Source organism: Bacillus sp. FSL K6-4563 (genome assembly GCF_038630405.1).
Classification (GTDB): domain Bacteria; phylum Bacillota; class Bacilli; order Bacillales; family Bacillaceae; genus Bacillus; species Bacillus pumilus.
The window spans coordinates 3527622-3544197 of the sequence record NZ_CP152030.1; the positions used below are offsets into that span (position 1 = coordinate 3527622).

A 16576-nucleotide genomic window follows, 5' to 3' on the forward strand; every position below is an offset into this window, starting at 1 on the left:
AAAAGAACCAAAAAAAGCAGTATTTACATTTTATTCTTTCTTTTCCCACTTCGGGTTTGTTTACCGTTTTCATAAGTTCCTGTATGCTTAATGTAGAATGCTAGATGAAGTGTGGTGTTTATCATAGAAGAGAATATTTTTAGTCACATTCGGACGACGTTTCATAGTTTGTCTCCGACCCAAAAAAAGATTGCCAATTACATTTTAGAAAATCCTCAGAAAGTTGTGCTTCATTCCATTAGTGCACTCGCTGCTGAATGCAATACTAGTGAAACGACGATCTTTCGGTTTCTACGAAAAATTGGCTATGAATCGTACCAAGTGTTTCGTGTCCATGTCGCACAGGATATTGCGACCAATACGCCTCAATCCATATACGGCGAGATCGAGGCATCCGATAGTGTAGCTGACATTAAACATAAGGTCATAGAGTTAACAACAAACTCTATTCAAGATATGAAGCATATATTAGAAGACCAAGCCGTCACACAATTCATTGAACAAATGAAGCAGGCACATAAAACCGTCTTCTTTGGAGCCGGTGCATCCAGCTTTATTGCTGGAGATGCTTATCATAAGTTCCTCCAGCTTGGTTTTGAAGTGAGTCTATGCAGTGATCCGCATATGATGAACATGATTGCTACTCACGCCACGGAACACGATTTTATCGTTGCGATCTCCCATTCAGGAGAGAGTAGAGAAATTCTTGATGCCGTGCAATTTGCTAAAGAAAAGGGAGCAAAGGTTGCCTCTATCACCAGCTATCCGAAATCAGAGCTCGCAAAGCGATCTGACTTTCATCTGCTCAGTTCTTCCAGGGAGACAACCTATCGCTCTGACTCTATGATCTCCCGTATTAACCAGCTTGTAATCATTGATGTACTATACGTTGCCGCTGTTTTAGAACTAGGATCAGATGCCATTGAGAACGTGAAACAATCTCGATTAGCCGTAGCTAAAAATAAAACATGAACGCAAAAGGCCGGAGCTGATTCCGGTCTTTTTTTGTGACTTTTCTCATATTTTCCGTTGACACGTTCCTATCACGTCATGTACATTAAATGAACAATAGTTTATTTCCTACTATTAAAACAAAAAGATAGTATATATACTAACAAAAGAAAAAGAAAGCGCTTTTTATAAGGGTTTTCTATATAGGAGGCGTTCAATGTGACAAAGAAAATTGGATTCATTGGATTAGGTATTATGGGAAAGCCTATGGCACTCAATCTATTAAAAGCCGGTCATACTGTGACTGTTTTCGATCTAAATGAGGAAGCGATTCGAGCGTTACAAGAAGCCGGAGCAAAAGGTGCTGTTTCAGCAGCTGATGCCGCTTCTGAAAGCGATATCATCATCACAATGCTTCCTAAAGGAGAGCATGTAGAGGCAGTTGTTTCAGGTGATCATGGCATTTTAACTACAGCTAAACCTGGCACTGTTATCGTAGATATGAGCTCAATTTCCCCTGTTACTTCTAGAGCTTTAGCTGCTCTTACAAAACAGCATCAGGTGGAATTTATCGACGCACCTGTCAGCGGCGGAGAACCGAAGGCAATAGACGGAACACTTGCCATCATGGCTGGCGGCGAAGAAGTCATCTTTGAGCAAGTGAAGGATGTCCTGCTTGCGATGGGCACAGAGGTTGTATTAGTTGGGACAAATGGAAGCGGAACAACAGCGAAGCTCGCCAATCAAATCATCGTCAACTTAAATATTGCAGCTATGTCCGAGGCGCTCGTTCTTGCAGCTAAATCAGGCATTGCCATTGACAAAATGTATGAAGCCATTCGCGGCGGGCTGGCAGGAAGTGCTGTTCTCGATGCAAAGGTCCCTCTCATCTTAGAACGAAACTTTGAACCAGGCGGACGTATCGACATCAACTTAAAAGATTTAACCAATGTGATGGAAACTGCTCATGATATCGGCGTTCCTCTCCCGCTCTCTAGCCAACTGCTCGAAATCTTCCACGCTCTCAAAGCGGACGGAAAATCTGGGCTTGACCATGGCGGCATCGTTCAATATTACGAAAAAATGGCTCATGTCGAAGTGAAGAAAGGATGAGATGGTCATGAAGAAAAGCACTGACATACTGAATGCCCTTCCGAAAGCGGATTCAAAGATCATTCAATCAGCATACGAACAAGCACTGAACAGCTTTCATCATAAAGTCATTGTATTAGATGATGATCCAACAGGGATTCAAACCGTACATGGCGTCTCTGTTTTCACCGATTGGTCAGAAGAAAGCATTGAAGCCGGTTTTCTTGAAGACAGCCGAATGTTCTTTATTTTGACCAATTCTCGCAGTATGACAGAGAAGGAAACGGCTGCTGTGCATGAAACAATCGCTTCAATAATTGTGAAGATAGCGGAACGGGTTGATCAGGATTTCATTATTGTCAGCCGAGGAGATTCCACTCTTCGTGGACACTTCCCGTTGGAAACTGAAGTACTCAAAACCACGATTGAACAGCAAAGATCCCGCCAATTCAATGGAGAAATCCTTCTTCCTTTTTTCCAAGAAGGTGGACGCTTGACGATCAACAATATTCATTACGTCCAAGATGGACACGAATTAATTCCTGCTGGTGACACAGAATTTGCACGAGATCGCACATTCGGCTTTCAGTCATCTCATCTCGGAGAATGGATTGAAGAAAAGTCAAACGGATCGTTCACGAAAGAGAACACCACCTACATTTCGTTAGATGATCTACGGGCTTTACGGATTGATCAAATAAAAAAACAGCTCATGAGTGTGACCGATTTTAAAAAGGTGGTTGTAAACGCTGTGGACTATGACGATGTCAAAGTCTTTGTCACCGCTCTCATTGAGGCCATTCAAGCAGGAAAGCAACTCATGTTCAGAAGTGCGGCGGCACTTACAAAAGTTCTTGGCGGTATAGGGGATCGTGCCTTATTAACAAGACATGACTTGATACAAGAACAAAGCCCGCACGGTGGTCTCATTATGATTGGTTCTCATGTGAAGAAGACAACAGATCAATTAAAAGCGCTTCAACAAAATAAAGAGGTAGCTTTTATTGAGTTTAATACACATCTCGTGCTGGAGCCTGAACTATTTCATCAAGAAATTGACCGCGTGATTCAGCAAACTGAGGCATTATTAGCATCTGGTCAATCTGTGGCGGTTTATACAAGAAGAGAACGGCTTGATCTTGGGGATGATCGTCAGGAGGAAGAATTAAAGCTCTCTGTAAAGATTAGTGATGCTGTGACAAGCATTGTCCAGCGTCTCACAATTCGCCCTAAGTATCTCATTGCCAAAGGTGGCATTACCTCCAGTGATATTGGAACTAGAGGACTTCACGTGAAACGCGCAACTGTGGCAGGGCAGATCAGACCAGGCATTCCCGTTTGGCAAACAGGCGAAGATAGTAAATTCCCTTTCATGTCTTATGTGATTTTCCCGGGAAATGTTGGTTCAAGGGATACGTTAAAAGAAGCTGTAGACATACTTGAAGGATAAAGCATAGGGGGCGTTTTCGCGCTCCCTTATGCACCACAAAGGAGGAAAGATCATGTCGTTAGTGTTTATCGGACTTGGCGTTTTATTATTGCTTTTACTCATGGTTGTCTTTAAGTTAAACGCTTTCATATCTTTGATTATTGTTTCTTTAATTGTTGCTGTTTTAGAAGGAATGTCTCCGCTTGAAGCGATTGCTTCCGTCGAAAAAGGACTCGGCAGTACGCTCGGGCACCTCGCACTTGTTCTCGGTTTTGGGGCGATGCTTGGTAAATTGATGGCTGATTCTGGCGGAGCTCAGCGTATTGCGATGACACTCATTGACCGATTCGGTATTGGAAAAATTCAATGGGCAACGATGCTGACGGGATTTGTGATCGGAATTGCTCTATTTTATGAAACCGGATTCATTATCTTAATTCCACTAGTCTTTACGATCGCACAAGCTGCAAGACTACCTGTGCTTTATGTGGGTATGCCGCTCGTCGCTGCACTCATCACCACACATGGCTTCCTCCCTCCTCACCCAGGGCCGACTGCCATTGCAAATGTATTTCAAGCAAACATGGGACAAACCTTATTAGTTGGGATTATTTTAGCGATTCCTGCTGTTTTAATAGGCGGACTTCTCTTTACGAAACTATTTAAAAAAGATCAGTTGCACGCACATATTCCAAAGAACTTATTTAATCCAAAGGAATTTACAGAAGAAGAAATGCCAAGCTTCGGCATTAGCATTTTCACCGCTGTTTTGCCTGTATTGCTCATGACATTCAGAGCAGTTTTAGAAATTTTCTTCCCGTCCTCCCCATTACTGCCAACCGCTGAGTTTTTAGGTGAACCGGCGATTGCACTGTTAATCTCCGTGCTCCTTGCTATCTACACGTTTGGACTTGGCAGAGGCAAGAGCATGCAGGATGTGATGAAATCGATCACAGATTCTATCGGTTCTATTGCCATGATTTTATTAATTATTGCAGGTGGCGGCGCCTTTAAACAGGTGCTCATTGATAGCGGGGTTGATCAATACATTGCAGGAATCATGCAAGGAAGCACGCTTTCTCCACTGCTTCTCACATGGCTGATTGCTGCGGTCCTTCGTGTATCTTTAGGATCAGCCACCGTCGCCGGTCTCACAGCGGCTGGCATTTCTGCTCCTTTGATTGGATTGACAGGTGTGAGCCCAGAATTAATGGTGATCGCAACAGGTGCCGGCAGTATTACGTTCTCTCACGTGAATGATGCGGGTTTCTGGATTTACAAAGAATACTTTAACCTGTCCATGGCCCAAACCTTTAAAACGTGGACATTGATGGTGACCGTTCTTTCACTTGTCGGACTAGCGGGTGTTCTCGTCGCTGATTTGTTCATGTAGAAAATTAACTGTAAAAACCATTGACTTTCTCTCGGAAAAGTTGAATAATTATGTTTATTAAGAAAATTGAATCAAAGGTAACCTTATTAAGAGTGGTGGAGGGACTGGCCCTGTGAAACCCGGCAACCGCTGTTCCTCGGAACAGAATGGTGCTAATTCCTTAAGCAAGCAGATGCTTGTTTGAAGATAAGGCAGAGTTCTCTCAGTATATGATGCTCTTCCTTATCCAAGGAAGAGCTTTTTTATTTGATTTTTAACCTTTAGAAAGAAGGGATTCAGCATGACACAAGTACAAACCATTGGAAAGAAAACAACGAAACCGCCATTTCGCGCAGATCAAGTAGGCAGTTTACTTCGTTCAGAACGTATCAAGGAAGCACGCAAGCAAAAAGCAGACGGCACACTGACAGCAGAGCAGCTCCGACAAATTGAAAATGAAGAAATCACTCGTATTGTTGAGAAGCAAAAGGAAATTGGATTAGAGGTTGTCACAGATGGCGAATTCAGACGTGCTTGGTGGCATTTTGACTTTCTTGAGGGGCTCGATGGGGTCGAAGGATTTGAAGCGGATCAAGGTATTCAATTCCACAATACGACGACAAAAGCACGGGGCATCAAAGTAACGGGCAAAATTGATTTTACAGATCATCCAATGCTGGAGGATTATCGATTCCTTCACAGCATCGCTGGGGATCATACGGCTAAAATGACGATTCCAAGTCCGAATATGCTCTTTTTCCGTGGAAAGCTTGAAGAAGGAGTATACGACAGCCTAGAGGCATTCCACCATGATGTGGCACAGGCGTATAAGAAGGCCATCCGTGCTTTTTATGATGCAGGCTGCCGCTACTTGCAGCTGGATGATACAGCATGGGCCGTGTTCTTTTCTGAAAAAGGGCATGAACAAATCAAAGCCTTTGGCCGAGAAGAAGATGAACTGCGTGAGTCATTTGCGAAAACAATCAATGAAGCAGTTGCCGATCGTCCAGAGGATTTGGTGATCACTATGCACATTTGCCGTGGTAACTTTAAATCGACGTGGGCAGCTGAAGGCGGTTATGAAGCAGCGGCAGAAACGATTTTTGACGGCTTAGATCTGGATGGTCTCTTTTTAGAATTCGACGACGATCGTTCTGGCGGTTTTGAACCCCTTCGCTATGTGAAGAACCCAAACCTCCAAATCGTACTAGGGCTTGTCACTTCAAAATATGGTGAGCTTGAGCCTGCTGAACAGATTAAAAAACGAATCAAGGAAGCAGCTCAATACGTTGACATTAACCAGATTTGCTTGAGTCCGCAATGCGGGTTCGCCTCAACGGAGGAAGGCAATTTGTTAACAGAAGAGCAGCAATGGGAAAAGCTTCGTCATGTGATTGAGATTGCAGATCAAGTGTGGACTTCATAGTCCCCTTGACGAAAAAAAGACAAACCGCAGTATGAACGGTTTGTCTTTTTTCTTTTATGCATCTAAATGATTACCATTTGTCGCAATCACTTGTTTATACCAATCGAAGCTTTTCTTTTTCTTTCTATCTAATGTACCTTTTCCTTCGTTATCACGGTCGACATAAATGAAGCCGTAGCGTTTTTTCATTTCAGCTGTTGATGCGCTGACAAGGTCAATTGGGCCCCAGCTTGTATAACCCATCAAGTCTACTCCGTCTGCAATGGCTTCTCTCGCCTCTAGCAAATGGCTTCTGAGGTAATCAATTCGGTAATCGTCTTGAATGGAACCGTCTTCTTCTACTTGATCGACAGCTCCCAATCCATTTTCTACGATAAACAATGGTTTTTGGTAGCGGTCATATAGTTGGTTTAGTGTTGTACGAAGTCCTTTTGGATCAATTTGCCAGCCCCAATCACTTGCTTCTAGATAAGGGTTTTTCACGCCTTCAAATAGGTTACCACCAGTCACTTGTCCAAGAATCTCTGGATCTGTACTTGTCACAAAGCTCATGTAATAGCTGAAGCCAATATAGTCCACTGTATGGTTTCTTAGGATGTCTTCATCACCATCTTGGATCTCAATATGAATTCCATTTTCGCGGAAGTATCGTTTCATGTAACCTGGGTAGTAGCCTCTTGCCTGTACATCTGAGAAGAACAATGTTTTACGATCTTGATCAATCGCTGCAAACATATCTTCTGGTCTTGAGCTGTACGGATAAGTTGTCATCGCTGCGATCATACAGCCGATTTTCGCATCAGGAATGATTTCGTGTCCTGCTTTGACAGCTAAAGCACTTGCAACAAATTGGTGATGCGCTGCTTGATATTGAATGCTTTTCTCGTCTTCGCCCTCTTCAAATACAAGTCCGCCACCAGTGAAAGGCGCATGTAACACGACGTTGATTTCATTAAAGGTCATCCAATATTTCACTTTGTCTTTATAGCGAGTAAACAACGTTTTCGCGTATGTTTCATAAAGATCGACAAGCTTACGGTTTCTCCAACCACCGTAGTTTTTCACAAGTGCAAGCGGCATTTCATAATGAGAAATCGTGACAACTGGTTCAATTCCATACTTATGCAGTTCATCAAATACTCTGTCATAAAAAGCAAGACCTGCTTCATTTGGTTCAGCATCGTCGCCATTTGGGAAAATACGTGGCCAAGAAATGGATAGTCTGAAGCATTTGAATCCCATTTCTGCAAAGAGTGCAATATCTTCTTTATAACGATGGTAGAAGTCAATCGCATCATGATATAAGTTCAAGTCTTTCATTGATTCATCGAATGGATGCATAATACCGTGCGGTGATACATCAGCTGTCGATAAGCCTTTTCCATCTTTATTATAAGCACCTTCAATTTGGTTGCCTGCAACAGCGCCGCCCCATAAGAAACCTTTAGGAAATGTTTTTTCTAACTTGTTCATGTTGAATGCCCTCCTCGTTTTCTTCTACACTGACTGTGAGCAGTGTCTCTTGTACTGAAATCGTGCCTTCTGTTTTCGCATCAACTTGTGCAAAATCGTTTGTGTTGGTCACAATAATTGGTGTGGTGACATCATAGCCTTCTTGCTGAATGCCCTCGATATCAAATTCAACGAGCACATCTCCTGCTTGAACAAGATCACCTGACTCTACATGACTTGTGAAATGCTTTCCGCCAAGCTTCACCGTATCAATTCCAACATGTATGAGAAGCTCTGTGCCTTGGTCACTCTTTAAGCCAATGGCATGCTTCGTTTGAAAAATGGTTTCAACCTTGCCATTGAATGGTGCTACTACACGTCCAACTGTTGGGACAATGGCTGTACCTTTACCCATGATTTCATTTGAGAATGTTGCATCATTTACTTGATTTAGCGGCTTTAGTTGACCTTCAAGCGGGCTTTGTACCACTTCATTTTGAAGTGCTGCTGTGTCTTTCTTTTCTTCTGGTTTGTCTGCTTTTGTATCATCTTTCACTGGTACATCTTTGAACCCTAGAACAAGTGTCATGATGGTTGCTACAACAAAACCGATGACTAATCCAATGATGGAGTAGACAAATGTTGGGCCAATGAATGTTGGGAGACCCGGGAGACCTGCTGATCCAGATATCACATATGATTTTACTTTAAAGATCGACATGAACACGCCGCCTGCTGCTGCACCAATAAGGGCTGCAAGGAACGGTTTTTTCAATCGCATGTTCACACCATACATAGCAGGTTCAGTAATACCCATTAATGCAGTGATACTTGTAGACATCGCCAATGATTTGAATGTTTTGTTTTTTGATCTTAAGAAGACACCGAATGCTGCGCCTGCTTGTGCCATATTCGCTACAAACATCATTGGAAGAATGAAGTCAAAACCGTTTAACGTAATGTTGTTGATCATGATTGGAAGTAGTGCATAGTGCATACCCGTAATGATCAATGGTGACATGAAGCCGCCGATCAAGAATCCAGCCAAAATACCTGCATGTTTGAACAATAAATCAATTCCACCTGAAAGGCCATTTCCGATAATCCCACCAAGCGGTCCTACTGCGATAAGCATAATTGGTACAACGACGAGAAGTGTGACCGTTGGAACAAGGATGATCTTTAATGATTTCGGGCTGTATTTTTCTGCGAATTTTTCAACATATGAGCCGAGCCAGATGGTAAGTAGAATTGGAATCACCGATGAAGAGTACACAACGGCAACCACTGGCAAGCCTAGAAATTCTGTATTTCCTGCGCCTAGTAAAGCCGTTAACTGCGGGTGCAGTGCGGCGGCTGCAATGGCAGCGGCGATATACTGATTTGTGCCAATTTTTTTGGCGACGCTTACAGCAAGCAGAATCGGTAAGAAGTAAAAGGCTCCGTCGCCGATAGCTGTTAAAATGGCATATGTGCTGCTTTTATCCGATATCCACTGGAATGTAAGCATGAGTGCCAATATCCCTTTGATCATACCGGCTCCAGCGATGGCTGGAAGAATCGGTGTGAAGACACCAGAGATAAAATCGAAAAGCTTAGATATCACATTTTGTTTTGTTGCTTCTTCTGTACCGCCTGACTTTACATCTGTTGACAGGCCTGAGTCAGCAATCATCGCTTGATAGACATTCGAAACATCATTGCCGATAATGACATGATATTGACCCCCGCTTTGATTCACACCCATGACACCATCTGTTGATTGCAGCTTCTCTTTATCCGCTTTGCTTTCATCGTATAAGTTGAAGCGAAGTCTTGTCATACAATGCGTGACTTGCTTAACATTCTTTTCACCGCCGACAAGCTCTAAAACTTCTTTTGCTGTTTGTTTGTGGTTCATTGTGTTACCCTCCAATCGTTAATTACATCTTGATATAGAAAAAACCTAAACATCCATTAATGTCCGAAAAATAGCGATTCAGACATTAATCGATATTTAGGTTTTGCCTGCTTAACCAGTAACAATCCTTCATAGCGATTGATCGTTATTTAATTTTTATAAGTCTTTGGATATAAAAAAACCTAAATCATGCCTTATCAAAGATAGGGACAATGATTTAGGTTTTGCCTGCTTGACCAGTAACAATCCTAAAAGATTGTGGGTTATTTCGTTTATAGTTATAAATTATCATGTTAATTTTATGATGTCAACGCTTTCTTTTTAAATTTATTTTCTTTTTATCACTCTGTCGATATGCAAAGTTAAATATAGCATCTCATCTTCTATGAGACTTCGGTTGTGTTCTTTTTGAACATAATCGTTAATTTTCTCAGCACATTGGAAAGCTGCAGTGTTTTTCTCTTTTACGACCTCATACAGGAATTCATTTTGATTTTCCATTTGTGTTTCGTTAAACAGACGCTGTCCAAAAAACTTCAAATGCGTGACAAAACGGAAATAGTTTAATGATTCCTCGTCTAAATCAATTTGAAAGTGATACTTGACGATATTTAAAATATCTTGAATGAGTTTGGTAATTTGAATCACGTTCGGCATTTCTTCATTGAGCTCTGCATTGACAATGTGCATCGCAATAAAACCGGCTTCATCCTCAGGAAGATGAATGTTGAGCTTGTCCTGAATAATCCGAATCGCTTCTAAACCACACATAAACTCATCTTTATACAACCGCTTAATTTCCCAGAGCAAGGCATTTTTGATGTCCATTCCTTTTTGATGACGTTCAATAGCAAAGGTGATATGATCTGTCAGTGTCACATAGATGCTGTCATTCAAATTTTTATTAAGGGTTGTTCTCGCATGATCAATAATCGCCTCACACACTTGCATATACTCGATTGGAATATCATAAAGCAGGGTTTTGAATTTTTCTGATATATCTTTATTTTGAATGGAAAATACTTTCTCAATACGTTCTTCGTCAATCGGGTCTCCACTTTTCTTTTGAAAAGCGATCCCTCTGCCCATAATGACCAGCTCATGCTGCTCGTCATCATACGCACTGACCACATTATTATTGATTACTTTCGAAATGATCAATTGATACCCCCCAGTACATTCCGCTTTTTCGAGCATCTCATTGTTGATTGATATGTCATGTTATTATTATTTTCAAAAAAGAGGACTTTAAGATGATTTTACATTTTTTTTTGATACGGTCAACTAGAAAGAATGACATATTACCTCTCAAAAATGACGAAATAGGGGCAAAAAAGTCTAAAAACATACACAAAAACACTCTATAAAGAGTGTTTTTTACAAAATTAGGAGCAATCCCAATTATAGACGACATTCTCGAAATTTTTTCGTTTGAGGTCTTCTGGTTTGATAAAAAAGTTGGCGATTCCGCAATCTCCCCACAACATGTCCACTTCATCATCTGAGTCGATTTGTAATAACAGAACGGTATGTTCCTGGTCTTCGTAGGTACGCGGGTCCTCTTGTGTAAAGCCTGGATATCCACCCAATTTGTGACCAAAGCCACTCTCTGTCTCATAAAATTCATCTAACAAGGCATCTGCTTCATCTCCATCAATACCTTCTATATCTTCGAATAGGTCCCAGCTTCGCTTACCTGTGATTTTCTCAAAGCGGAAATCTTCTACACTAATCGTTTCACTTGATCGTTCACCTGTAATGGCGCCTTCCTTCGTTACAGGAAAATAAAAATCATCAGGAATTTTCACAAAAGAAAAATCAGTCAACAACTCTTCTTCTGCCAAGAAAGGTTCCTCAATAAATTTGATCCGAAAATCTTTTTGCTCTGTTTTTTGGTCAATATTCATCCCATAAAGATCATCATGCACAGAAATAAAAATTTGCAGAAGTCCTGTTTCTGGATAATCCTTCAGCTTCGGCAGCTGGCCAAAATTAATTTGTGCCAAAAGCTTCATAGGGTGTCCTTCACCATCAACTGGATATTCATCGTTTTTAGGGAAGTAAGGATCACCTGCAATTTTGCTGTCGTATGGTCCTGTTTTTCCTTGTTTCATCTTTAGTTGAATCGTTGGCTGTTCCGTTTGATCTAACATTTTACGGTAAGGTGCTATGATTTCTTGCAGCTTCGCTGATTGTGTCACGATGGTCTTCCTCCTTATGAATAGGTCTACTGACCAGGGTAGTATCTCTTTTTCTATCATACAGAAGTGTACACTGCCTGTCAGCGATCAATCGGTCAATATCCTAACAAGTTCCTTACCTTAAAACGAAAAAAACCTCCGATTGATCTGGAGGTTGTGGTCGATCTATTTTTTATTTCACTTGATAATTCACTAAGTCTTCTGCGAGTGATTTCATCGTTTCATTTGTTTCATGGAGACCTTCAATAATTTTTGTGAACGTGCCTACAAGCTCTGCTTGATGCTCAGAAGAAGCGACAATTTGTGCTATTTCTTCTTCCATTCCTTTAATCGACCCCTGTACATCTTTTAGCGCTGTTTCAATATCAGTCGTCGCTTGTTTGGCGTGAGTTGACAGCTTTCTCACTTCCGTTGCGACCACTCCGAAGCCTGCTCCTGCTTCACCTACTCTTGCAGCCTCAATTGATGCGTTGAGTCCAAGTAAGTTCGTTTGATCAGAGATACCTTTGATAAGATTGGACACTTGATTGATTTTAGAGGAGTTTTCTACAGTGGTTTTCGTGTTTTGTAGAATTTGTTCACTTGTCGCTTGTAGTTCCTCTGAATGTGCAGCAACTTGCTGTACCATTGCGACTAGTTTTTCGGAAGCTTCGTTGCTCTCCGTCATAATGTCATCTAATCGTTGTTGATTGGTCTGATCATAGGCCACGCAGAAAGCAGCGACTACCTGACCCGTCTCATCTTTAATTGGAACGGCTACAATATCCATTGGAATTCCGTATACTTCTTTCGGAATTTGGATAAACGATGGCTCTCTCCCATTTTTCAACATAGAAAAGTTTTCGAACCCTGGAGCTACGATATCCCCAGCTTTAAACCCTAGGTCAATGTTTCCATGTTGCTGATAATAAAGAACCTTCTCTTTCCCTAAAACAGAAAAGGTTAGTTGCTCTCTCATAGCTAGTCCAATGATTGGTAAAGCGTCTATTATGTTATCAATTCTCTGTGACATTCGCTCACGTTCATCCTCTCTTTTTCTCAGTACATCCTCTTTATCGGTTCGTTATAAGGTCTATTACAGCCTGTAATGTGCACTAATATCAATCAAATGACCTAAGACATATAAAAAGCCCACATTCTATCAAGAGAATGTGGGTGTTTTTAAAAAAAGGACATGCATATCAAAATACTGATACCGATGAGCAAAAGATACATATAGTCGATCCACGAAGTGCTGATGACATGATAATACGTCCGCTCTCTCTCACCCGTGAAGCCTCTTGCTTCCATCGCAATGGCCAACCGTTCTGATTTTCGTACGCCCTGTGTAAAAAGAGGAAGTGCATAACGCATAAAGGCTTTCCAGCTGTTTTTTTGCTTATAGCCTCTAATTTTATGCGCCGCCTTCATTTGCTTTAATTCACTTTGAAATAACGGAATAAACCGGAAGCCAGCAAGCATCCCATATGCCCATTTTGGCGACATTTTGCACTGATGAATGAGACTCATCATAAATGCTGTCAAATCTGTTGTGGACGTAAACAGGAGACCGAATGTCACAAAGCCAAGCATTCTGAGAGCGATGGTGAGTCCATTTCTTAAACTCTCCTCTGTCATATGAAACCATGCCCATTTCCAAACAGTATGATCCCCCTTGCCAAAGGCTGCCATCATCCAGAACACGAGAATAAAAAAGAGCAGATAAGGGACAAGTCTTGTGAAAAGATACTTCAAATTCCATCCGCCTAAGATAAGTCCAATACCAAGTGCAAACAGCCAGATGATGAAGGTTGTTTTAGGATCAGATATCGCCATGAGACAACACATCGCAAGTAGATGAGTGAGTAATTTGATGACTGGATTCACAGTGGAAAGAAAGGAATGATTACTTTGCAATCGTCAGCACGTCCTTTCTTTCAGCCACATAGCGATAATGCAACGGGGTTCTCAGCTGATAAGCATTGACAAGTTCCCGATTTGAAAACAAATCATAAGGCGTGCCATCATACACATGCTTTTCTTGATGAAAAAGAAGCACTTGATCGGCACACTCATCGACAAGGTCCATATCATGTGTGACCATTAAAATAGTGGTGCCTTGGCGTTGACGATCTTTCAAGCGCCTGATTAATTCCTTCGCTGTTCTTTCATCCTGCCCGAAAGTCGGCTCGTCTAACAATAGGACATCCTGATCAAAAAGGAGCATTGTAGCCACACTCAATCTTCTTTTTTGACCTAGGCTTAAAGTGAAAGGATGAGCTTTTGCATGCTTTTCTAAACCGAACTCTTTCAATAGCTGAACTGTTTTTTCTTGCACAACGGATTCTTGCCAATTACGCTGCCTTCCACCAAATGCAATTTCATCGAACACTGTATCTTGTATGAATTGAAGCTCCGGATTTTGAAACACAAAGCCTGCCTTTTCATATAGTTCTCGGTCTGACCACTTTTTAAGGAGTGTCTCTTTTAAAAAAATGTGGCCTTTTTTCGTTGGCTCTAAACGAACCAAATGTTTAAGACATGTGCTTTTTCCGCTTCCATTTTCCCCAATGATCGCCACCCATTCCCCTGCTTTGATATCAAGCTGAAGATCACTCATAATCCTCTTTTTCCCGTAGCTTAATTGAAGATCTTCTGAACGAATGATGGTCTCCCGCTTAGTCGACGGCACTTTTTCATTCTGCTTCTTTCTTGCTTCAAAGGTTTGCATAAGCTTGTGACTCATTGGATGAAATGGATCTTGAAGGATCGTAGACCATTTCTCGGGAAATAATTTCGGCCTCCAAATTCCTGCCTCTTTCATTTCTTTTTCATATGTCGTCAATACATCTTTTGGAGACCCATCTGCTAAGATGCTGCCTTGATCGTCTAATAAAATCACCCGGTCCATCCATTCAATGACCCCATCTAGCACATGCTCTACAAAAATCATGGTTTGTCGCTGATCAGCTGCAAGCTGCTGTAGAAGCTGAAATATCTCCATTCTTCCTGCTGGATCAAGCTGTGCGGTCGGTTCATCAAAGAACAGCACATCTGGCTCTAACGCTAGTAAACAAGCAAGCGCCAATCGCTGCTTCATGCCGCCAGATAATGTGTGGATGTCTGTATTGGGATCGACATCAAGTTGGACTTTTTGCATGAGCTGCTGAATGATGCCAGCCATCTCGTCACGAGGGACAGAACGGTTCTCTAAGCTAAAGGCAATTTCTTCATTGACGCGATGCATACAAAACTGGGAATCAGGGTCCTGAAACATGACGCCTGTATGTCTTTGCAATATCACTTCGCCCTGCATGTCCGCTTCTAAATGTTCTGGAATGATGCCAGCCAGAACGGAGATGAGCGTGGATTTACCGCTGCCGCTTGGTCCTAAAATAAGCACCTTTTCACCTTTTTGAATGGAAAGAGAGATTTGATGCAACACGGGCTGAGGCTGTTCATAAAAACGGACAGTGAGATTATTGCACGCGAGAAATGAATCCATGCTGTTCACCTTTGTTTCGTTTTTCTTTCATGATGGCATATTGATTCAATACACCGGTTTTAGATAATGCGTCCACCACTACTTTTGCTAAACATCCGCCCAGTATCATTCCGCTGATGATTTGAGTCATCAGTGTGATGAGTAAAACTTGAGGCGTGTAATAACCAAAGCCATTCGCAACGAGGCTGTAAGTCATTGCTCCAACAGCTGCAAAGGCACCTGACAGCATCAGTGTCCACATGCGATATCGTTTATAACCAAAAAGAGCAAAAGCAATTTCTGCCCCAAGCCCTTGGCATACACCAATCAGCAGGGCTGCAAGACCGAAGTGGCTGCCTGTTAGTAATTCCACTGCGGCAGCGGCTGTTTCTGCAATCAGGGCAGCTCCCGGCTTTTGGATGATATACGCGACGATTGGACTGGCAATCACCCAAATGCCAAACATGATGTTGCCTCCTGCTGGGCCAACAAGTGCTGTAATGGGTAAGTAAAGTGTGGACCACCCTAAATAGATGACACCACATGCTACGGATAAAATGACAGCAAGGACAACTTCCTTCATCTTCCATGTCATGATGAATGCACCTCCAATGGAACTGGCCAATCTTCCACCGTAAACGCCATATCCCAAAACTTGTACTCAAGCTGACAGCTTAGGATAAAGTGCTGTTTCATTTTTTCCTTTTCCTTCTCACTTGCTGCTTCCGCCAGCTGATCGAGCCGCTTGCAAAGCTCTACTGTAATAGAGTCGGTTAACCCTCCATAAAATGTGATCCACTCATAAAAAGGATGTGATGGGTCAGGCTGCACATCTGTGAGCATTCGTTTCCCAATTTCCCAATATGTCCAAGGGCATGGAAGCAGGACAGCGATGATTTCTCCAAGCGTGCCTTCCTTGGCAACTTGCAGCATATAATGAATATAGTGATGAGCACTCGGAGCAAGCGGGGCACCTTGGAGCTCATCATATGATACACCTGCCACTCGGCAAAGATTTTGATGAGGGTGTGTCTCACTATCTAGTACAAACGCAATCTGCTGATGGAAAAAGGCAATATCTCCTTTGTCTGTACATCTGCTAAGAGCCGCTGCATAAATTTTAATAAAAGCATGTAAATATTCTGCATCTTGTTTGACGTAATGAATGATCTGTTCCTTTTCCAGCTTTCCTGCTGCCAGCCCTCTGACAAACGGATGCTGATAAATGGCTTCAAATAATGGTTCTGTTTCTTCTCTTAATTGCGCTGAAAACGTCATAAAAAAAGCCTC

14 protein-coding genes and 1 riboswitch are annotated in these 16576 nt (G+C 42.0%); of the genes, 5 read left to right on the forward strand and 9 right to left on the reverse strand.

Annotation, left to right across the window (positions count from 1 at the left end):
- Nucleotides 1–114 precede the first annotated feature (114 nt).
- From MHH54_RS18005 to MHH54_RS18025, 5 genes are all read left to right on the forward strand, one after another.
- Nucleotides 115–972, forward strand: coding sequence for a MurR/RpiR family transcriptional regulator (locus MHH54_RS18005; protein WP_181462008.1), 858 nt, complete (start codon nt 115–117; stop codon nt 970–972).
- 198 nt (nt 973–1170) lie between these two features.
- Nucleotides 1171–2064 (forward strand): 2-hydroxy-3-oxopropionate reductase, encoded by an 894-nt coding sequence (garR, locus tag MHH54_RS18010; RefSeq protein ID WP_342500505.1) that lies wholly within the window; start codon nt 1171–1173, stop codon nt 2062–2064.
- A gap of 7 nt (nt 2065–2071) precedes the next feature.
- On the forward strand, nt 2072–3493 hold the full coding sequence (locus MHH54_RS18015) for a four-carbon acid sugar kinase family protein (protein ID WP_342500506.1): 1422 nt from the start codon (nt 2072–2074) through the stop codon (nt 3491–3493).
- 52 nt (nt 3494–3545) lie between these two features.
- Nucleotides 3546–4865, forward strand: coding sequence for a gluconate:H+ symporter (locus MHH54_RS18020; RefSeq protein WP_003214671.1), 1320 nt, complete (start codon nt 3546–3548; stop codon nt 4863–4865).
- An 80-nt stretch (nt 4866–4945) separates the two neighbouring features.
- Nucleotides 4946–5058, forward strand: a riboswitch (SAM riboswitch).
- A gap of 87 nt (nt 5059–5145) precedes the next feature.
- Nucleotides 5146–6270, forward strand: coding sequence for a 5-methyltetrahydropteroyltriglutamate--homocysteine S-methyltransferase (locus MHH54_RS18025; protein ID WP_003215409.1), 1125 nt, complete (start codon nt 5146–5148; stop codon nt 6268–6270).
- A gap of 54 nt (nt 6271–6324) precedes the next feature.
- On the opposite strand, the gene MHH54_RS18030 is transcribed toward MHH54_RS18025, so the two are convergent.
- The 9 genes from MHH54_RS18030 to tenA all read right to left on the reverse strand — a co-directional run bounded on the left by MHH54_RS18030 (nt 6325) and on the right by tenA (nt 16564).
- Complete coding sequence (locus tag MHH54_RS18030; protein WP_003215024.1) at nt 6325–7743, reverse strand: glycoside hydrolase family 1 protein; 1419 nt, start codon at nt 7741–7743, stop codon at nt 6325–6327.
- Complete coding sequence (locus MHH54_RS18035) at nt 7715–9622, reverse strand: beta-glucoside-specific PTS transporter subunit IIABC (protein ID WP_342500507.1); 1908 nt, start codon at nt 9620–9622, stop codon at nt 7715–7717. The genes MHH54_RS18030 and MHH54_RS18035 overlap by 29 nt, the downstream gene beginning before the upstream one ends.
- Before the next feature lie 327 nt (nt 9623–9949).
- Nucleotides 9950–10783: a PRD domain-containing protein gene (locus tag MHH54_RS18040; protein WP_003214646.1), complete on the reverse strand. Its 834-nt coding sequence runs from the start codon at nt 10781–10783 to the stop codon at nt 9950–9952.
- A gap of 224 nt (nt 10784–11007) precedes the next feature.
- On the reverse strand, nt 11008–11823 hold the full coding sequence (locus MHH54_RS18045) for a YwqG family protein (RefSeq protein ID WP_003215325.1): 816 nt from the start codon (nt 11821–11823) through the stop codon (nt 11008–11010).
- Nucleotides 11824–11995: 172 nt separating this feature from the next.
- Nucleotides 11996–12835 carry a methyl-accepting chemotaxis protein gene (locus tag MHH54_RS18050; RefSeq protein ID WP_342500508.1) on the reverse strand — a complete coding sequence of 280 codons (840 nt, stop codon included), beginning with the start codon at nt 12833–12835 and terminating at the stop codon, nt 11996–11998.
- Between the two features lie 149 nt (nt 12836–12984).
- Nucleotides 12985–13719: an energy-coupling factor transporter transmembrane component T gene (locus tag MHH54_RS18055; protein WP_342500509.1), complete on the reverse strand. Its 735-nt coding sequence runs from the start codon at nt 13717–13719 to the stop codon at nt 12985–12987.
- Nucleotides 13709–15307 carry an ABC transporter ATP-binding protein gene (locus MHH54_RS18060; protein ID WP_003214546.1) on the reverse strand — a complete coding sequence of 533 codons (1599 nt, stop codon included), beginning with the start codon at nt 15305–15307 and terminating at the stop codon, nt 13709–13711. Before MHH54_RS18060 ends, MHH54_RS18055 begins: the two co-directional genes overlap by 11 nt.
- Nucleotides 15282–15881, reverse strand: coding sequence for an ECF transporter S component (locus tag MHH54_RS18065; RefSeq protein WP_003215404.1), 600 nt, complete (start codon nt 15879–15881; stop codon nt 15282–15284). Before MHH54_RS18065 ends, MHH54_RS18060 begins: the two co-directional genes overlap by 26 nt.
- Entirely contained in the window at nt 15878–16564 is a 687-nt protein-coding gene (tenA, locus tag MHH54_RS18070) for a thiaminase II (RefSeq protein ID WP_003215030.1), read from the reverse strand. Before tenA ends, MHH54_RS18065 begins: the two co-directional genes overlap by 4 nt.
- Nucleotides 16565–16576: the final 12 nt, after the last annotated feature.